This is a genomic window from Achromobacter deleyi, assembly GCF_902859705.1.
Lineage (GTDB): Bacteria > Pseudomonadota > Gammaproteobacteria > Burkholderiales > Burkholderiaceae_B > Achromobacter > Achromobacter deleyi.
The window spans coordinates 103,973-121,537 of record NZ_CADIJO010000009.1 but is presented as its reverse complement, the minus strand read 5'-3'; the positions used below and the strand labels follow the sequence as shown (position 1 = coordinate 121,537).

Sequence of the window (17,565 nt, the reverse complement as noted above, 5' to 3'; positions counted from 1 at the left end):
TTCGTCGGGGCGCGGGGTCAAGAGGCGGCGGCCAATTGCGCGCGGTTGCTTTCAAAGCCGCTCTGGCTGCCCAGCGCCAGGATGGGTTCCTGCATGCGCTCTTGCCAGATCAGCGATTCCATCGCGATCTGCAGCGGGTGGTCTTGCACGGTCAGTGCCGACGTGGTCTCGGTGCCCGAGTGGTGCGAGTGCATGGCCCAGCCGGGGGCCGACAGGATCAGGTCGCCCGCCTTCCAGTCCAGCCGCACGCCATTGACCTTGCTGTAGCCATTGCCGCGCAGGTAATAGTTGATGGCCGACGAACTATGGCGATGCGGCACATGGTGGTTGTCGGGCGGCGACGACGAGATGGTCGCGAAAAAGCTGTGCGTGGTGCCGATGCGGCGTTCCGTCGCCGGGTTGTACAACACGAAGAGGCGGCGGCCGTTGTAGCCCCGCGCCATGTCCTCGACCGTGGGCAGGTGGCGCGACACCGCCTGCCAGGGCCAGTGCAGCGCCTTCGAGTCCAGCACGTCGATGTCGATCAGCCATTCGTAGCCCAGCAGCCACGCGCCCTCGGGCGTGATCTGTTCGCGCAGCGCCAGGTCGCGCGAGCGGGCGGCGTCCGGCGCCCGCGGCGGCGCGGGCCGGGTATTGGCGTCGGCCGGCGGCACCGCGCCGTCGAACTCTTCGACGTAATGGATCTCCAGCTTTTCCAACAGGGGCGCGTTGGAATAAGACAGCCGCACCCAGGGCGTCTTGCCCTCGTTGCGATACGAATGCACCTGCATGGCGGGCGTATTCCACACGTCCCAATGGCCCACGCGGATGTCGCGGCCCGCCACCGTGGCCACGCCTTCTCCGCTGATACAGATTTCCAGCATGTTGGAATTCTTGCGCAGGTTGAAGCTGCGCTCGCCCGGGTTCACCACGTTGATGGTGACGTCCGTGCCGGGGGCCAGACCCAGGCCCGGCGCGCTCGCCTCAGGATGGGTGATGAGCGATGCGCGGCGGCCGTTGTCCGGCCGGGGCGCGTCGATCAGGCGTGCGATTTCCAGATCGATGTCCTCTTTGGGGATCACGATCGACGGCCATTTGTTCTGTTCCCGGGGCGCCGCCCCGCTGACGTCGACGAACATGCTTGTCTCCTCTTGCCGCCGGCGTCGGCGGTCTTGGTTGATTGAATGCGGATCAGGGCTGCGCCAGCAGCAGGTTTTCGCGGGTCTGGGGCGGCAGCGCCAGGCCCAGGTCCTGGTCGCGAGCGTGCTCAAAGACCACCCGGGCCATCGCCAGGTCCGACAGGCCCATGCCCATGCCCTTGAAGATCGTCAGGCGGGCGTCCGAAGGCCGCGCCAGCCCCTGCGCCAGCCAGTCGCTCAGCACGGTCACGCCCGGCCACGGCGCACCGTCGGCGCCATAGCGCTCGCGCAGTTCACGCGACCCGCGGCGGGCGTTTTCCAGGTCGTCCACCACCACGCCATCCGCGCGCTCGAACACGTCCTGGGCGAACTCGGCCTTGCTCGGCAAAATCGCGCCCACCGCGTTCAAGTGCCGGCAGTCCGCCAGCCGCGCCGCGTCCACGAACGGGTCGACGGCGCGCGTGATCAGCGTGACGATCTCGGCGCCGGCCAGGGCGTGTTCCAGCGTGTCCGACGCCTGGATGTCGAAGGCATACTTGCCCGCCACGCTGGCCACGAAGGCGCGCCGCTTCTCGGGCGTGGGGCTGTAGACGCGAACCTGGCGCAGCGGACGCACCGCCGCCAGCGCGGCCAGCTGGGTCACGGCCTGCGGACCGGTGCCGATCAGCGCGGCGCGGGTGGCATCCGCCGGCGCCAGCGCCCGGGTGGCCACCCCGCTGATCGCCGCCGTGCGCAGCATGCCGAGGGCGCGTGCCTCGATGATGGCGCGCAGCGCGCCCGAGCCGGCATCGAACAGGCTGAACAGCGATCCGCCGCCCGCCTTGGTATGCACCCACGTCTTGAAGCCGGCATAGCCTGCCGCGCCGGTCTGCACCGAACCCAATGCATGCATTGAGCTGCCGTCGCCCCACGTGGCCAGCGTCTTGGGCAGATTGCGCGCCTGTTCCCGGCCCTGCGCGATCAGCATGTCGTGCAAGGCGTCGATGGCCCGGGGAATATCCAGGACGGACACGACATCGCGTTCCGTCAGGTACCGCAGCGCATCAGCCATGCGCGTCTCCTGGTTGCGCGGCGGGTTCGTCCGCCACGATGTTGCTCAAGGTGCCGATCCCGGGAATTTCCACTTCCAGCCGATCGCCCGCCGCCAGAAACCGCGGCGGCTTGCGGCTGGCGCCCACGCCTTCCGGCGTGCCCGTGGCGATGAGGTCGCCGGTGGACAGCGGGGTAAAGGCGCTGATGTAGGCGATCAGCTCGGGAATGGGAAAAATCAGGTCCGACACGTCGCCGTGCTGCATGACTTCGCCGTTCAGCCGCGAAATGACCTGCAGGCGGGCGGGGTCGCCGATCTCGTCGGCGGTCACCAGCCAGGGGCCGATCGCGCCGCTGCGCTCGAAGTTCTTGCCCGGCGTCACCTGGGCGTTGTGCTTCTGGAAATCGCGTACCGAGTTCTCGGCCATGCAGGTGTAGCCGGCGACGTGCGACAGCGCATCCGCCGCGGCGATGTGGCGTCCGCCCCGGCCGATCACCACCACCAGTTCGCCTTCGTAGTCGAACTTGTCGGACGCGCGCGGCTTCCACACGGCTTCCCGGTGGCCGACCACGCTGTCCGCGAACCGCGGAAACAGCGAGGGGTGTGCGGGCAGCTCGCGTCCGGCCTCCTGTACGTGGCGGCCGTAGTTCAGCCCCACGCACAGAATCTTGCGGGGCGCGGGCACGGGCGGCAGCCATTGCAGGTGCGCCAGCGCAATACAGGACAGGCCCGGCGCCTGGGCGGCCTGCGCGATCTGCTCGGGGCCGGCCGCCAGCGCGGCGATGACATCGGGCCATACGGGGGTCAGCACCACCACCTCGGTGCCGCGCAACACGCCCCAGCCGGGGCGGCCTGCGTGCAGGAAGCTGATCAGCTTCATCTTGTCTCCTGGGCTTTTGCAGTGCCCGACGGCATGCAATTGAGTTTTCTTTGCATGCATTCAGGCAATTATTTGCGGCTTGAACGCTGTTTTTCTGGATTATTGCATGCAATTTTGATTAATCGCAAGGTAGAAATCCAAATTCTCTGCGCGATTGCATGCAATTTTCTGGGTACACTGGAGCCCCCTTTCAGACAATCTTCAGCCGACGCTCCGCTATGGCCGCACAGATCGACAAAGTGATTTCCGAACTTCGGGACATGGTGCTTTCGGGCGCCTTGCAGCCCGGAGAACGCGTGGTCGAATTGCAGTTTTCCGCCCGCCTGGGCGTGTCGCGCACGCCGCTGCGCATCGCGCTGACGGAACTGGAAAAGGAAGGCCTGCTGGAACGGCTGCCGTCCCGGGGCTTCCGGGTGCGGGCGTTCACCGTGGAAGAAATCGGCGACGCCGTGGATGTGCGCGGCGTGCTGGAAGGCATGGCGGCCCGGCTGCTGGCCGAACGCGGCGCGCCCGAGGCCGTGCTGGCCCAGTTGTCCGAAGCCGTCGAGGAAGGCCGCGCGCTGCTGGCGCCCGCCAGGCGCGATCCCAACACCACCGTCGATGCGCGCGCCTGGGGCCAGATCAACCGGCGCTTTCACGAAATCCTGTGCGAGGCCGCCGGCAACCGCGCCCTGCTGTCCGCGCTGGAACACAACAACAAGACCCCGCTGGCCGGCCCCGCCGCGCTGACGCTGCCGTCCACCCCTTCCCTGCTGGAAACGCCGTTTGTGCTGCGCGCGCAGGCAGACCACGAAGACCTGCTGCGCGCCATCACCCGGCGCGAAGCCGTGCGCGCCGAAAACCTGATGCGCGAACACGCCTACCGCAGCCGCGAGAACAAGCGCGTGCTGCTGGAATCGCTGCGCGGCGCGTCAGCGGCGCGGCCCTTGCTGGCGGACAGTGCGGCGTAGATGATGAACCCGGAAGCCTTTGCCGCCACGCTGCGCGAGAACCCGGAGGGGCTCCCGTTTCCCGGCGGCCTGCTGATGCGCGGGGGTCCACAAGACTATGTGGGCGCCGTGGTCACGGTCACCGGCACGCTGTACTTCGATGGCGGCTTCACGCTCGCCAAGCGGGCCGCGATTGCCCAGTGTTTCGATGATTACCTGGCCCAGGCCGGCGACGTATTCACCTGGCTGTGGCGCGGCGAACCTCCTTCCGGCCCGCCCTGCCTGCGCTACGCCAAGGCGCCCGCCATTCGCGACTGGTTCAATGCCCTCGACGAAGACGAAGAGATCGATTTGAGCTACACCAGCGGCGCCAAGCGTCAGGACGCCGGGCCGTATGCCTTCTGTGTCGATACCGCGCCGGCCTGGGAGGTCAAGAAACGCCCGCGGCTGGATGTGCTGCGCTTTGCGCTGCCGTTTGCGAAAGTCGTCGAACAGCCTCAGGCATTTCAACGCCTGTTCGTGGCCTTCGCCCGCCGGCTGCACGCGTTTCACGGACACGGCGGCTTCGGCTTCGTGCTGTCGCCTACCGAATGGAACAGCAGCCAGCCGACCGAGGCCGTCGTGTCCGACCAGTTCCGCGGCGTCGATGTCGGCGCACCGGTGTTTTCCGCCTCCAAGCTCAAGCGCGACACCTTCAAGACCGTTTCCTGGCTGACGGCGATCAATCACGAAATGGTCGAGCAGGCGGGCGGCCTGCATACGCTGCGCTCGGCGCTGCCCCCCGACTGGTTCGCGTTCTACGACTACGGCACAGGCATCGTGATACAGGCGGGCAATGAACCGGATACCGCCGCGACATTGATCGACCCCAAGCCGCCCCAGTATGTGCTGCCCAATGCCGCGCTCAAGGCACAACGAAGCGCGGAATTCTGGCTGCATCTGATTGCCAGCGCGGCAGGCGAGCCACGCCTGACCGATTTCAAGGGGGAGGCCTGGCTCCAGCGCTTCGACGTGACCGACGATGAATTGCTGGATGCCAAGGCCCGGCTGCTGGACACGCCACGGCTGGATCAAGTCCATACGCTGGACCGTACGCAGTGACCGTCCCCTAGCCCTGCCGTCCGCTCGCGCATGCGGTGGTGCCGCACCCCGGTCCGCGTTCGGCCACCGCGTCAGGCCGGCGAAACTGCGTGTGGCAGACGCCGGTTTCGGGCAACACCAGCTCGACCCGCCCGGCGGCCTCCCAGTCGCCCGCCAGCGCCGCTGCCACCGAGCGCACCTGCTCGTAGCCGGTCCACATCAGGAACGTCGGCGCCCGGCCGTAGCTTTTCATGCCCACCACGTACAGCCCGTCTTCGGGATGCGACAGTTCCGCGGCACCGTGCGGCCGCACGGTGCCGCAGCTATGCACATTCGGATCGATCAGCGGGGCCAGCCGGACCGGGCTTTGCGTAGCCGGGTCCAGTTCCAGGCGCAGTTCGGATAGCAACCCCAACTCGGGCCGAAAGCCCGTGGCCACGATGACTTCGTCCACCGGCGGCAGAACCTGGCTGGCGGCATGCAGGCGCAACCCTTCAGGCGATTCGGCGATCCGGTCGACATGAACGCCGGTATGCAGCGCGATCTTGCCTTCATCCAGCAGCCGCCCGATCACCAGGCCCAGTTTGCCGCGTTCCTGCAATTGGTCGTTCTTGCCCCCGCCCAGGATGCGTTCGAGCGACACGCCGCGAATCGCCCACAACACCTGGGTGCGTGGCTCGGCGGCGGCAAGTTCGGCCAGGTCGTGAAGTGCGTTGAACGCGGAATGGCCGCTGCCCAGCACCAGCACGCGCCGGTTGGCATAGCGGTGGCGCGCCTCGCCCAACACGTCGGGCACGCCGTAGGCGATGCGGTCCGCCGACGCCATTTCGCCCAAGGCAGGAATTCCGTGCGTGCCCATCCAGTTGGGCGTTGCGTAGGTGCCGGACGCATCGATCACCGCCCGCGCCAACACGTCCCGCTCGCCCTCGGGGCCCGCCACCCGCAACAGGAACGGCGCCTGCCCGCGCTGCGCAGTGCGCATGACGTCGTGGCCCGCGCGGCTGACCGACACCACGCGGCTGTTCAGGTGCAGGCGCTCGCGAATTGGCGCTACCTCGGCGAGTGGCCACAGGTACTGCGTCAACAGGTCTCGCCCTGTGGGATACGCGTCGGCCGGCGGCGCCACCCAGCCCGTCGGCGCCAGCAATGCCGCGGCCTTGGCATCGATGTTGAAGCTCCACGGGGAAAACATGCGCACATGGCCCCAACGGCCGATGCTGGCTCCTGCCGTGGCGCCAGCTTCGAACACCAGGGGCGCAAGCCCCCTTTCCAGCAAATGGGCCGCGGCAGCCAGGCCGACCGGCCCCGCGCCGACGATTGCAATGGGTAGATGATCCATGCTCATGATTGACACCTCTTCTTTCAAGACACGTGGGGGGATTCCCACTATTGATTGGTACTAACAACTATTTGACTGAAAAAAATGCCGCGCTTGCGCCACGGCGGACCTGCAACGATTCTGTTTTGGGATGCGTTATTCAGCCGGGCGGGTCGCCTCGGCGCGACAGTGCGCCTGCGCCGCGCGGGTCAGCTGGCCCAGCAGATCCAAGGCGCCGTCCAGCACCTCGGGCGGCATGTGTTCGATCATGGCGGCCTCTTCGGCGACCAGATCCGCGCGGATGGTCTGGTACAGCGCCCTGCCCTTGGCGGTGGGCGCCAGTTGCACGGCGCGTCGGTCGGCGGCGTCGGCCACCCGCGTGACATAGCCTTTGCGTTCCAGCGAATCGACCACCCGGCTGGCGGTGCTTTTATCCAGAAACATCTCTTGTGCCAGCGACTGCAGCCGCAGCGGGCCTTGCTTGACCAGCGTTTCCAGCGCATAGCACTGTGCCACCGACACGTCGTAGCAACAGATGCGGTCGCGATCACGAAACTGATGCACCCGGATCAGTTGATTGACGGCTTCGTAAAGGGCTTCCGCGTCCTCGGTCGCGCTGCGCTTGCGGGTGGGGCTCATGGCTGAATGAACGGTCAACGAATTATTAGTTGGTAGTAGCAACATTATTCGTTGTGTTCCGGGCTGTCAAGCCCATGGCCTGTCTACACCTACGCGGTCGCCAGCCGTTCGGCCATCGAATAGCGATCGATGTAGTCGCGGAAATGCTTCAGGAAGGCGACTTCGGCCGGCGTGTGCTGGGCGTCGCGGTGCCACAGCAGATGCAGGTCCACCGAGCACACGCCCTCGCCCGGCGGCAGTCGCCACAGGCGGCCCTGCGCCAGGTCTGCCTGCACGCTGTGTTCCGGCAGGCAGCCGATGCCAAAGCCGGCGATCAGCAGCCGCTTGACCTCATCGTGATGCGTCGACGACGCGACGATGCGGCCTGAAAACCCGCGCTGGTCGCGAAAGATAGTCAGCGGCGACAGGCTGTCGCCCAGGGCGTCGCTGGCAAAAGACACGAAATTCTCGCCCAGCAGATCTTCGATGCGGATGTCCTGGCGCCCGAACAGCGCGTGGTTGCGGCCGCAGAACAGCGCATAGCGTTGTTGCAGGAAGACCTTGTGATCCAGCCGCTTGGGCATCTGCCGGCACAGCGCGATGCCGGCCGTGGCCGCGCGCTGCTGGACCAGGGTGCTGATCTCGCTGCTGGGCAGCACGTCCATCTGCACCTCGATGCGCGGATGCACGCGATGAAAGTCCGCCCAGAAGTTGTCGTACACGGTGGAGTGGATGCGGCTGGCCACCAGCAAGTGGATGCGCCCCACTTCGGCCACGTCGGTCTGCGACACGTGGGTCAGCAGGTGCGACACATTGCCGTGTATGGCTTCGGCCGCGCGGCAGACTTCTTCGCCCGCATTGGTGACGGTGAACGCGGTGTTGTGGCGTTCGATCAGCCGCCGCTGCAATTGGTCTTCCAGGCGTTTGAGCGCCTGGCTGACAGCGGACTGCGTCAGGTGCAGCTTGGCGGCGGCGCCGCTGATGCTGCGTTCCTGGACGATGACCAGGAAGGTGCGCAGCAGGTTCCAGTCCAGGCGTTCGCCAGGGCGGGTGGCCAGGGGAGTCGTAGAGGGCATCAGGGCGTTCCGCGGTAGGCGACGGTGGCGGCCAGGCCCGGGAAGTGCCCTGCAGCGCCAGCAAAACCGCCATACATAAACCAAATTTAAGTTAATTATTATAAAACATAAATTGACGTTATATGGCGCCGGGAGCGATAAACCGCCTTCGAACATCAATACCCATACAAGGAGAAACCCATGGCCGCTCCCGCCAGCCCTGCCCCGCAACGGCAACCGGTTCGCGCCGCCACCGCCGCCTTCGTCGGCACCACCATCGAGTGGTACGACTTCTACATCTACGCCACCGCCGCCGCACTGGTTTTCGGCAAGGTGTTCTTTCCCACTGCGGACCCGTTCGTCAGCACCATGGCGTCGTTCGGCACCTTTGCCGCAGGCTTCCTGGCCCGGCCGCTGGGCGGGGTGATCTTCGGCCACCTGGGCGACCGCGTCGGCCGCAAGAATGCGCTGATGGCAACGCTGGTGATCATGGGCCTGGCCACGGTCGGCATCGGCCTGTTGCCCAGCTACGCCAGCGCCGGCCTGTGGGCGCCCGCCCTGCTGTTGCTGCTGCGCCTGGCCCAGGGACTGGCCGTGGGCGGCGAATGGGGCGGCGCCGTGTTGATGGCGGGCGAACATGCGTCGCAACGCCGCCGCACCTTCGCGGCCTCGTTCGCCCAGCTGGGCAGCCCGGCGGGCCTGATCCTGTCATTGCTGGCGTTTCGCCTGCTCACCACGCTGGACGAAGCCGACTTCGTCAGCTGGGGCTGGCGCGTGCCTTTCCTGATCAGCGCCGTGCTCTTGCTGGTGGGGTATTTCATCCGGGTCGGCGTCAATGAATCGCCCGATTTCGCCAAGGTGCTGGAACGCCAGCAGCGCGCCGAGGTGCCCGCCAAGGAAGTGCTGCGCACCGCCTGGCGCACCGTGCTGCTGTGCATGGGCGTGTGCACGGTGGCGATCGGCGGCATCTATTTCACCAACACGTTCATGCTGTCCTACACCACTCAGACGCTGGGCCTGAACCGCGCGCTGATCCTGGACTGCCTGTTCGTGGTCGCGATCATCCAGTTCATCGTGCAGCCCGTGGCGGCCTGGCTGGCCGACGTGGTGGGCACGGCGCGCGTGCTGATCACGGCGGCCCTGTTCTCGGTGTTTGCGCCCTACCCGATGTTCGTGCTGGTGACGCGCGGCGACGCCTTCAGCATCATCGCCGGCATCGCGATCGTGCTGGTCTTCATGGCGGCCATCTATTCCGCCATGGCCGGCTACATCAGCTCGGCCTTCGCGACGCATGTGCGCTATTCCGGCATTTCGCTGTCGTACCAGTTGTGCGGCGCGGTGGCTGGCGGGCTGACGCCGCTGATCGGCACCTGGCTGACGTACCACTACCCGGGCCAGTGGCTGCCGCTGGCGATCTTCTATTCGGTGCTGTCGGCCATCACGCTGGTGTCGATCTGGGCGCTGGCCGGCCACAAGCGCCGCCTGCGCCTGGACGCGGCGCACGCCGCCGCTGCCTGACTGGCGACCCGAGCGGCTGCCCGAGCGACGGCCCGAACAGCCGCTTGGGGCCGTCGCCCTTCCCTCATTGCTTATTCAAGGAACCCCGCATGACACAGACAACCACTCCCGCCCCGCTGACCGAGCAGCAGACCCGCCGCATTCTGCAAGCCGTGGACGCCCGCTTCGACGCCCAGCTGGCGTTCACGCAGGACCTCGTGCGGTTTCCGTCGCTGCGCGAGCAGGAACATACGGCGCAGGACTTCCTGTTCGAAGCCATGCGCCAGCGCGGCTTTGCGATGGACCGCTGGAAAATCGACGTCAAGGACATCGAGTCGCACCCGGGCTTCGGCCCGGTCACCGTGTCGTACGAAAACGCCTTCAACGTGGTCGGCACATACCGCCCCGAGGCGCAGACCGGCCGGTCGCTGATCCTGAACGGCCACATCGACGTGGTGCCCACCGGCCCGGTCGACATGTGGAGCCGTTCGCCGTGGGACCCCGCCATCATCGACGGCTGGATGTACGGCCGCGGCGCGGCCGACATGAAGGCCGGCCTGGCCGCCAACCTGTATGCCTACGACGCCGTGCGCGCTGCGGGCTATGCGCCCGCAGCCCCGATCTACTTCCAGTCGGTGGTGGAAGAAGAATGCACCGGCAACGGCGCGCTGGCGGCCCTGCTGCGCGGCTACCAGGCCGACGCCGTCATCATTCCGGAGCCCGAAGAGAACATGCTGGTGCGCGCCAACGTCGGCGTGCTGTGGTTCAAGGTGCGCGTGCAGGGCCACCCGACCCACACCCGCGAAATGGCCAATGGCTTCAACGCCATCGACGCGGCCTATGCCGCCATCGAGGCATTGCGCCGGATCGAGGCCAAATGGAACGGCCAGCACCATTGCCACCGCCATTTCGAGCACCTGGACCACCCGATCAATTTCAACATCGGCAAGATCGAAGGCGGCGACTGGCCGTCGACCGTGCCGCCCTGGTGCGAATTCGACGTGCGCGCGGCGATCTACCCCGGCACCACCGCCGACGAGGCCCGCGCCGAGATCGACGCCTGCCTGCGGGATGCCGTGTCCGACCCGCGGCTGGGCGGCACGCCGCCCACGGTCACCTACACCGGCTTCTACGCCGAAGGCTACGTGCTGGAAGAAGGCAGCGCCGCCGAAGACACGCTGCGCGCCTGCCACCGCCAGGCGTTCCAGAGCGATCTGCAGAGCTTCACCACGCCCGGCTACCTGGACGCCCGGGTGTTCGTGATCTACGGCAACATGCCCACCCTGGTCTACGGCCCGAAGTCGCTGGACATCCACGGCTTTGACGAACGCGTGCACCTGGAATCCCTGCGGCTGATCACCAAGACCATCGCCCTGTTCATCGCGCAGTGGTGCGGCGTCAGCGAAGCCCGCTAGCCCCTGGGGCCGGCCTGGCAGGCATTGCCGCGCGGCCGGCCATCCGGCCCGCGCGGTATTTCAGATATCCTTGGCCGTTGCACCTGCCCCACGCCGCGCCGCCATGTTCATCCGCCAGCTCAACTACCTGATCGCCCTGGACAAGCACCGGCATTTCGGCCGCGCGGCCGAAGCCTGCCACGTGTCGCAGCCGGCCCTGTCCAACGGCATCCGCGAGCTGGAACGGGAACTGGGCATCACCATCGTGCGGCGCAACCGCAGCTTCCAGGGCATCACGCCCGAAGGCGAACGCGTGATCCAGTGGGTGCGGCAGATGCTGACGTCGCTGGAAGGCCTGCGCCAGGAAGCCGGGCTGATCCGCAGCGTGCCCAAGGGCCACCTGGCCATCGGCGTCATTCCCACCGCCGGCCACGCAGCCTCGCTGCTCAGCGCGCAGTACCGCGAGATCCTGCCGCAGCTCTCCATGGAAGTCGCCGCGCTGAGCACGCCAGAAATTCTCAAGCGCCTGAAATCACAGGACATTCAGTTGGGCATGCTGTATGACCGGTCGGTGGCCGGCGCCGACTACGACGTGCTGCCGCTGTTCTCGGAACGCTATGTGCTGGTGGCCGACGCCCAGGCCTCGCTGCCGCGCCAGCTGGGCTGGGCCGAAGTGGCCGAGCTGCCGCTGTGCCTGCTCAGCCGCGACATGCAGAACCGCCAGACGCTGGACGAACAGTTCAGATCGGCCGGCGCGCAGCCCGACGTGGTGCTGGAAACCAACGACATGCGCATGCTGCTGGCCGAATGCCAGAGCGGCCGCGCCTTCAGCATCCTGCCGCTGAGCGCCCTGCCCACCCGCCATGAAGGCGCCGACCTGCGGGTGCATCCCATCACCCCGGAAATCACCCAGGACGTCTGCCTGATCCGCCTGCGGCGCGAGCCGCAACCGGCCTTGTCCGAAGCAGCCTGGCAGATCGCCAAGGGGATGGACCTGGAAGCCGCCCTGAACGAACCGCTGAACCGCGACGCCGCGCTGAACCGGGGCGTCGCCTGAATCCCCCCTGCGTCTGAACCGAGGGCAAGTCGCAGACCTGCCCCCGTGATAACCAGCGGTTATCACGAAATTCAGTCAAACGATTGGCCTGCTGCACCGCCGCAAGGCACGCTGTCGACCTTGGGCGTGGACGGCGCCGTCTTGCCGTCACGGGCTGCGGCCCGGCGCCAGCAGGAGAACCATGATGAGCAAGCAACGAGAAGTGCCCGGCATCCGCCCCTACAACGGCCCAGCCGGCGGCTGGGGCGCCCTGAAGGCCACCGCCCAGGCCGTGCGCCAGCAGATGGAAGTGGTGCAGGCCCCCGTGCTGCTGCTGCGCACCAACCAGCCCACGGGCTTTGACTGCCCCGGCTGCGCCTGGCCCGACAAAGAGCACAAATCCACCTTCCAATTCTGTGAGAACGGCGCCAAGGCCGTCACCTGGGAAGCCACCAGCAAGCGCGTCACGCCCGAATTCTTCGCCCAGCGCACGGTCACGTCGCTCTTGGCGCTGTCGGACCACGAGCTGGAAAACTTCGGCCGCCTGACCCACCCCATGGTCTACGACGCCGCCAGCGACACCTTCCGCGAGGCGTCCTGGGAAGACGCCTTCACCCGCATCGGCCAGGTCATGCGCGAACTGGAAACGCCCGACCAGGCCGAGTTCTACACATCGGGCCGGGCCTCGAACGAAGCGGCCTACCTGTTCCAGCTGTTCGCCCGCGAATTCGGCACCAACAACTTTCCCGATTGCTCGAACATGTGCCACGAGGCCACCAGCGTCGGCCTGCCGCGGTCCATCGGCATCGGCAAGGGCACCGTGTCGCTGGACGACTTCGACCACACCGATTTCATCATCTCGATCGGCCACAACCCGGGCACCAACCACCCGCGCATGATGGGCACGCTGCACGAAGCCGCCCGCCGCAAGGTGCCGATCATCGTCTTCAACCCCCTGCGCGAACGCGCGCTGGAACGCTTCGCCGACCCGCAGAGCATCGTCGAGATGGCCACCTACGGGTCCACCGACATTGCCTCGACCTACTACCAGGTCAAGGCTGGCGGCGACGCCGCGGCGCTCAAGGGCATCATGAAGGCCCTGCTGGCGCTGGACGCCGAGCGCGGCGACGCGCTGGACCACGACTTCATCGCCCAGCACACCCAAGGCCTGGACGCACTGGTCGCCGACCTGGAAGCGACCTCGTGGGCCGACATCGAAAAGCACAGCGGCCTGGCCCGCGCCAGCCTGGAACAGGTGGCCGAGGCCTATTCGCGGTCCACCGCCGCCATCGTCACCTACGGCATGGGCATCACCCAGCACAACAAGGGCACCGCCAACGTGCGCCTGATTGCCGACCTGCTGCTGTTGCGCGGCAATATCGGCAAGCGCGGCGCCGGCATCTGCCCGCTGCGCGGCCATTCCAACGTGCAGGGCAACCGCACCGTCGGCATCACCGAAAAGCCCTCCGAGAGCTTCCTGCGCAACCTGGAAGACGTGTTCGGCTTCTCGCCGCCGCGCGCCCACGGCCACGATTCGGTGCAGGCCATGCAGGCCATGATCGCCGGCCAGGTGCAGGCGCTGATCTGCCTGGGCGGCAACTTCGCCATGGCCATGCCCGACCCCGAACGCTGCTTTGACGCCATGAAACAGCTGCGCCTGTCCGTACACCTGGGCACCAAGCTGAACCGGTCGCACCTGCTGGTGGGCAAGGAAACCTTCATCCTGCCCGTGCTGGGCCGCACCGAACTGGACGTGCAGGCCGGCGGCCCGCAGTCGATCACGGTGGAAGATTCCATGTCGATGGTGCACGCGTCCGCCGGCGGCTTGAAGCCGGCCTCGGTGCACCTGCGGTCCGAACCCGCCATCGTCGCCGGCATGGCCCGCGCCGTGCTGCCCGGCAGCAAGGTCGACTGGCTGGGCCTGGTCGACGACTACGACCGTATCCGCGCGCTGATCGAACGCACCATCCCGGGCTTTGACGACTACAACGCCCGCATCCGCGTGCCGGGCGGCTTTCGCATGCCGCTGCCCGCCACCGAGCGGCGCTGGAACACGCCCTCGGGCAAGGCGATGTTCTCGGTCTTTCCCGGCATCCGCGAAAGCAACACGGCGTGGGAAGACGACGTCCTGACCCTGGTCACGATACGCAGCCACGACCAGTACAACACCACCATCTATGGCCTGGACGACCGCTACCGCGGCGTCTTCGGCCGGCGCGACGTGCTGTTCATGAACCCCGACGACCTGGCCGCGCTGGGCCTGGAACACGGTGACTTGGTCGACATCGACACCGCCACCGATGGCCGCAAGCTGACGCTCAGAAACATCACCGCCATCGAATACAGCATCGCGCGCGGCACCGTGGCGGCCTACTACCCCGAAGCGAACGTCCTGGTGCCGCTGGACTACATCGACCAGGACAGCGGCACGCCGTCGTACAAGTCAGTGCCGGTGCGGGTACGACGGGCCGGGTTGGACGACTGAGCCGCGCGCCGGTGGCCGGCGTGAAAACCGGTACACCGTCGCGGGCGGCAGATTGAACAGCGTGCGGCCCACGCGGGTCGCCTTCAGGCCCAGCCGGTCCAGAATCACGCGCGGCACCGGGCAACGCACGCCATAGGTGAACTGGTAAAAACAGCCCTGCGGCGCCAACTGGCCGAACGCGCCCGCCAGAATGGCCATGACCTGCCGCGGCGGCATCGCCAGCAAGGGCAAGCCGCTGACCACGGCCTCGGCAGCGCCCGCCGCCAGCCCCGCACGGCCCAGGCGCGCCGCGTCGATCTGGTGGATGCTGGCGCGCGGATAGCGCCGCTGCAGCAGTTGGGCAAAGCGGGCATCCGGCTCGACCAGCACCAGGCTGGCCTCGTCCACGCCCCGCGCCAGCAAGGCCCGCGTGAACGCGCCGGTGCCCGGCCCCAGTTCCAGCACCGGCCCGCTGCCGGGCCGGACATCACGGGTGATCAGCTCGGCCAGCGCCGCGCCCGACGGCGCGATGGCCGCGACCTTCAGGGGGTTGCCCAGCCAGGCCGCAAAGAAATGCAGGTAATCCGAATACCGGGAGGCATGTGTCGTCATTGCAGGATTTCCGTGTCGTTCCCAAACGCCACCGCCCGGCAACATGGCCGGGCGGCGTCTGCGTAGAGTCTACGGTCCGCCGATTTAAGAAAACATTAACGCCACGGTCGTAAATATCTCAATCGGTGACGGCGCGGGGGCAACCCGGCGCGGCGCGCAGGCGCTGTCGCCCATGGCGAGGCGTCGCGCATGCTGAAGGCGCGTGATGCGCATCTTCAGAATTCTCTACACTCGGTGACTCGCGCCGGGCGGCGTCCTGGTAGGCGAGATGACGGCGGCCGTCAGGTGCCGCCCTCACCTCGGCTCGCCGCCCGGCTGGAACACGCCAACGCAGCGTCGGAACTCATGCAATGAACCTATCCAGAACCCCTGCCGCCATCGCGGTCTCGACCGCTAATCGCGGCAAGGCGCCCCGATCATGAAGGGCCCGATCTTCCTGCTGGCCTGCGCCGCCGCCTATGGCCTGGCGGTCTACCTGTGGGCCGTGCCGCTGTGGGTCGGCGTTGCCTACGTGCTGCTAAGCCTCATCACCTTCGGCGTCTACGCCCGCGACAAGGCCCTGGCCCGGGCCGGCCTGTGGCGGATTCCCGAGCGCACCCTGCATGGCTTGGCGCTGGCGGGCGGCTGGCCCGGCGCGTTGCTGGCCCAGCGCTGGCTGCGGCATAAATCGGTGAAACGGCCGTTTCGAATCGTCTACGGCATCACGGTCGTGTTGAACCTGGCCTTGTTCGCAGGGGCGTGGTCGCCGATGGGCCGCGCGCTGTGGCAGCCCCTGGCCAAGCCGTGGGTGGGGTAACGGGCCAGGCCGTCAGGCCTTGCCCGACTTCAGCGACAGCACCAGCACGCCCGCCCCGACCAGCGTCAGTCCCGCCGTCGTGTTCAACCGCGCCGCCACCGCCGGACGCGACACCAGCCAGCCGGACAAGCGGGCCGCAAACGCGCCTACCAGCGCAAAGATGACGAAGGTCAGCAAGGCGAAGATCGACCCGTAGACCAGCATCTGCACCTGTACCGAGCCCCGGCTGGCATCCGCGAACTGCGGCAGGAACGCCAGCACGAACAGCCCCGGCTTGGGATTGAGCACATTCGAGAAGAACCCCACGCTGAGCACCTTGCGCAATGGCAGGTGGTGCGACTTGCGCAGGGTGATCAGGTCCTTGGCGCGCAGGGCCTTGATGCCCAGGTAGATCAGGTAGGCCGCGCCCAACAGCTTGATGCCCCAGAACAGCGCTTCGGACGTCTGCATCAGCAGCGACAGCCCAAACGTGGCCGCCACCGTATGCACCATGATGCCCCCGGCCGCGCCCAGCGACGACACGGCGGCCGCCACCCTGCCCTGGCTCAGGCCGCGGCTGAGGGCCAGGATGTTGTCCGGACCGGGCGACACCACCACGATCGCGCAGGCAAGCAGATAGGGCAACAGGACTTCAAGGGGGAACATGGGGGTCTCCGGACGTAGGGCGTGTTGGTTTGGACGGTCAGGCTTTCGTCAAAGCGTAGTCCGAAACTTTACCCTGTGATTGGCCGCGGCTTCCAACCTTTCCAGGGGGCCCTGCATGGCCGCCGGGAATGCTTCAGGTGTTTTTTTCTTGTGCGGTGTCGCGGTTCATTGAATCCGAAATCAATATTCCGGGTGTACGGCAATCGCCCCTTGCGGCGTGCTGCCCCCCACCTGGATCGCCAACACCGAGAAAAAAGCCAGGATCGTCAACAGCGAAAACATGAAGATTTTTGCCCTGGCCGCAATGGCAAGCCGCCAAGCCGCGCAATAGGCGATCAGTGAGATGGCAACGGCAATAAGAAACAAGACACTCATCGGCGGGATCTGACCGGGGGTTTGCTTGGAGGGCGAGCGGGGGGCCTCGTCAGCCTGGCTGGCGCGAAGCATCTGGCTGCGGGGCTGGCTGCACAAAACTCTAGACGAATCCCTGTCGCCGCTTTGTGGGAAATTTCCGATTGTTCGATGACCGGCGTTTCAAGACGCGAACCAAGCCCTGTGCACAGACAACCCCGACCCGCGCAACGGCCTGGTCACTGAGTGTTTGAGCCCCATTGACCCTAAAGTTACTTCATGCTTTTGAATCGAGCCCAGATCAATGCCGCAAGGCGAACGGGAGTCCGAACATGGGCCTATTTAAGCAACTTCTGGGCGGCGCCTATGGCAGCCACCACGGTCAAGATTCTCATGGCGGCGGCCACGGCCAACGCCATGGCCGCTATCCGGCGCAAGGCGATGCGCCGGCAAACGTCGCGCCCGGGCAGTCCACCGCCCGCTGCAGTGCCTGTGGCGCATCGCAAGCCGCGGGCGGCCGGTACTGCGGGCAATGCGGGGCATCGTTGGTCCTGGCTGCTTGTCCGCAATGCAAAGCCGCCCTCACGCCGGGGGCGAGTTTTTGCGGTCAGTGCGGTGTGCGGGTACAAACGTGACGTAGAAAATCAGGCGGGGGTCGTTGGCACCGCACTGGTCCGGTGTGTCCAGCCCGACTGTGCGCAGGCGGCAAGCGATATAGTGCTGCCCTGCCCCCCCGCTGGAG

At 66.8% G+C, this 17,565-nt stretch carries 17 protein-coding genes; 8 read left to right on the top strand and 9 right to left on the bottom strand.

The genetic code is table 11. The annotated features are described in order from the left end of the window. Window positions 1–17: 17 nt before the first annotated feature. The 3 genes from HV798_RS15010 to HV798_RS15000 are packed head-to-tail and all read right to left on the bottom strand — an operon-like array spanning window position 18 to window position 3,028. Entirely contained in the window at window positions 18–1,118 is a 1,101-nt protein-coding gene (locus HV798_RS15010) for a cupin domain-containing protein (RefSeq protein ID WP_175192977.1), read from the bottom strand. 52 nt (window positions 1,119–1,170) lie between these two features. Continuing rightward, complete coding sequence (locus HV798_RS15005) at window positions 1,171–2,169, bottom strand: ornithine cyclodeaminase family protein (protein ID WP_175192978.1); 999 nt, start codon at window positions 2,167–2,169, stop codon at window positions 1,171–1,173. Then, window positions 2,162–3,028, bottom strand: a complete 867-nt coding sequence (locus tag HV798_RS15000; RefSeq protein ID WP_175192979.1) for a fumarylacetoacetate hydrolase family protein — start codon at window positions 3,026–3,028, stop codon at window positions 2,162–2,164. Before HV798_RS15000 ends, HV798_RS15005 begins: the two co-directional genes overlap by 8 nt. Window positions 3,029–3,246: 218 nt before the next feature. Between HV798_RS15000 and HV798_RS14995 the strand changes: the two genes are divergently transcribed. Continuing rightward, a complete protein-coding gene (locus HV798_RS14995) occupies window positions 3,247–3,978 on the top strand; it encodes a GntR family transcriptional regulator (protein ID WP_175192980.1) in 732 nt (243 codons plus the stop codon). Further along, a complete protein-coding gene (locus tag HV798_RS14990; protein ID WP_175192981.1) occupies window positions 3,979–5,058 on the top strand; it encodes a type VI immunity family protein in 1,080 nt (359 codons plus the stop codon). It begins immediately after the preceding gene. A gap of 7 nt (window positions 5,059–5,065) precedes the next feature. Here the strand turns inward: HV798_RS14990 and HV798_RS14985 are convergent, their stop codons facing one another. From HV798_RS14985 to HV798_RS14975, 3 genes are all read right to left on the bottom strand, one after another. Beyond that, the gene (locus tag HV798_RS14985) at window positions 5,066–6,382 is read right to left on the bottom strand and encodes an NAD(P)-binding domain-containing protein (RefSeq protein WP_175192982.1); all 1,317 of its coding nucleotides are present in this window, start codon (window positions 6,380–6,382) and stop codon (window positions 5,066–5,068) included. 129 nt (window positions 6,383–6,511) lie between these two features. After that, window positions 6,512–6,994 carry a MarR family winged helix-turn-helix transcriptional regulator gene (locus HV798_RS14980; RefSeq protein WP_175192983.1) on the bottom strand — a complete coding sequence of 161 codons (483 nt, stop codon included), beginning with the start codon at window positions 6,992–6,994 and terminating at the stop codon, window positions 6,512–6,514. A gap of 89 nt (window positions 6,995–7,083) precedes the next feature. Beyond that, window positions 7,084–8,049: a LysR family transcriptional regulator gene (locus HV798_RS14975; protein WP_175192984.1), complete on the bottom strand. Its 966-nt coding sequence runs from the start codon at window positions 8,047–8,049 to the stop codon at window positions 7,084–7,086. 180 nt (window positions 8,050–8,229) lie between these two features. Here HV798_RS14975 and HV798_RS14970 point away from each other — a divergent pair, with 180 nt between their 5' ends. The 4 genes from HV798_RS14970 (at window position 8,230) to HV798_RS14955 (ending at window position 14,440) form a co-directional block, all read left to right on the top strand. Continuing rightward, complete coding sequence (locus tag HV798_RS14970) at window positions 8,230–9,546, top strand: MFS transporter (protein WP_175192985.1); 1,317 nt, start codon at window positions 8,230–8,232, stop codon at window positions 9,544–9,546. A gap of 89 nt (window positions 9,547–9,635) precedes the next feature. Next, window positions 9,636–10,940, top strand: a complete 1,305-nt coding sequence (locus HV798_RS14965; RefSeq protein ID WP_175192986.1) for an ArgE/DapE family deacylase — start codon at window positions 9,636–9,638, stop codon at window positions 10,938–10,940. 70 nt (window positions 10,941–11,010) lie between these two features. Further along, a complete protein-coding gene (locus tag HV798_RS14960; protein WP_175192987.1) occupies window positions 11,011–11,976 on the top strand; it encodes a LysR family transcriptional regulator in 966 nt (321 codons plus the stop codon). Between the two features lie 184 nt (window positions 11,977–12,160). Next, on the top strand, window positions 12,161–14,440 hold the full coding sequence (locus HV798_RS14955; RefSeq protein ID WP_175192988.1) for an FdhF/YdeP family oxidoreductase: 2,280 nt from the start codon (window positions 12,161–12,163) through the stop codon (window positions 14,438–14,440). Here the strand turns inward: HV798_RS14955 and HV798_RS14950 are convergent. Then, window positions 14,399–15,031: a class I SAM-dependent methyltransferase gene (locus tag HV798_RS14950; RefSeq protein WP_175192989.1), complete on the bottom strand. Its 633-nt coding sequence runs from the start codon at window positions 15,029–15,031 to the stop codon at window positions 14,399–14,401. The genes HV798_RS14955 and HV798_RS14950 overlap by 42 nt on opposite strands. Before the next feature lie 418 nt (window positions 15,032–15,449). Here HV798_RS14950 and HV798_RS14945 point away from each other — a divergent pair, with 418 nt between their 5' ends. Next, window positions 15,450–15,827, top strand: coding sequence for a DUF1294 domain-containing protein (locus HV798_RS14945; RefSeq protein WP_175192990.1), 378 nt, complete (start codon window positions 15,450–15,452; stop codon window positions 15,825–15,827). A 12-nt stretch (window positions 15,828–15,839) separates the two neighbouring features. On the opposite strand, the gene HV798_RS14940 is transcribed toward HV798_RS14945, so the two are convergent. Both HV798_RS14940 and HV798_RS14935 read right to left on the bottom strand, forming a co-directional pair. Beyond that, window positions 15,840–16,472, bottom strand: coding sequence for a LysE family translocator (locus HV798_RS14940; protein ID WP_175192991.1), 633 nt, complete (start codon window positions 16,470–16,472; stop codon window positions 15,840–15,842). 180 nt (window positions 16,473–16,652) lie between these two features. Continuing rightward, complete coding sequence (locus HV798_RS14935; protein ID WP_175192992.1) at window positions 16,653–16,919, bottom strand: hypothetical protein; 267 nt, start codon at window positions 16,917–16,919, stop codon at window positions 16,653–16,655. A gap of 236 nt (window positions 16,920–17,155) precedes the next feature. Between HV798_RS14935 and HV798_RS31945 the strand changes: the two genes are divergently transcribed. Further along, the gene (locus tag HV798_RS31945) at window positions 17,156–17,458 is read left to right on the top strand and encodes a zinc ribbon domain-containing protein (RefSeq protein WP_175192993.1); all 303 of its coding nucleotides are present in this window, start codon (window positions 17,156–17,158) and stop codon (window positions 17,456–17,458) included. The last annotated feature ends 107 nt before the right edge of the window (window positions 17,459–17,565 follow it).

Excerpts from the sequence above, each read along its gene's own strand:
- HV798_RS15000 (WP_175192979.1), bottom strand. The coding sequence starts at position 3,028 with ATGAAGCTGATCAGCTTCCTGCACGCAGGCCGCCCCGGCTGGGGCGTG.
- HV798_RS15005 (WP_175192978.1), bottom strand. The coding sequence starts at position 2,169 with ATGGCTGATGCGCTGCGGTACCTGACGGAACGCGATGTCGTGTCCGTC.
- HV798_RS14975 (WP_175192984.1), bottom strand. The coding sequence starts at position 8,049 with ATGCCCTCTACGACTCCCCTGGCCACCCGCCCTGGCGAACGCCTGGAC.
- HV798_RS15010 (WP_175192977.1), bottom strand. The coding sequence starts at position 1,118 with ATGTTCGTCGACGTCAGCGGGGCGGCGCCCCGGGAACAGAACAAATGG.
- HV798_RS14990 (WP_175192981.1), top strand. The coding sequence starts at position 3,979 with ATGATGAACCCGGAAGCCTTTGCCGCCACGCTGCGCGAGAACCCGGAG.
- HV798_RS14950 (WP_175192989.1), bottom strand. The coding sequence starts at position 15,031 with ATGACGACACATGCCTCCCGGTATTCGGATTACCTGCATTTCTTTGCG.
- HV798_RS14980 (WP_175192983.1), bottom strand. The coding sequence starts at position 6,994 with ATGAGCCCCACCCGCAAGCGCAGCGCGACCGAGGACGCGGAAGCCCTT.
- HV798_RS14935 (WP_175192992.1), bottom strand. The coding sequence starts at position 16,919 with ATGCTTCGCGCCAGCCAGGCTGACGAGGCCCCCCGCTCGCCCTCCAAG.
- HV798_RS14955 (WP_175192988.1), top strand. The coding sequence starts at position 12,161 with ATGAGCAAGCAACGAGAAGTGCCCGGCATCCGCCCCTACAACGGCCCA.
- HV798_RS14995 (WP_175192980.1), top strand. The coding sequence starts at position 3,247 with ATGGCCGCACAGATCGACAAAGTGATTTCCGAACTTCGGGACATGGTG.
- HV798_RS14945 (WP_175192990.1), top strand. The coding sequence starts at position 15,450 with ATGAAGGGCCCGATCTTCCTGCTGGCCTGCGCCGCCGCCTATGGCCTG.
- HV798_RS14965 (WP_175192986.1), top strand. The coding sequence starts at position 9,636 with ATGACACAGACAACCACTCCCGCCCCGCTGACCGAGCAGCAGACCCGC.
- HV798_RS14940 (WP_175192991.1), bottom strand. The coding sequence starts at position 16,472 with ATGTTCCCCCTTGAAGTCCTGTTGCCCTATCTGCTTGCCTGCGCGATC.
- HV798_RS14985 (WP_175192982.1), bottom strand. The coding sequence starts at position 6,382 with ATGAGCATGGATCATCTACCCATTGCAATCGTCGGCGCGGGGCCGGTC.
- HV798_RS14970 (WP_175192985.1), top strand. The coding sequence starts at position 8,230 with ATGGCCGCTCCCGCCAGCCCTGCCCCGCAACGGCAACCGGTTCGCGCC.
- HV798_RS31945 (WP_175192993.1), top strand. The coding sequence starts at position 17,156 with ATGGGCCTATTTAAGCAACTTCTGGGCGGCGCCTATGGCAGCCACCAC.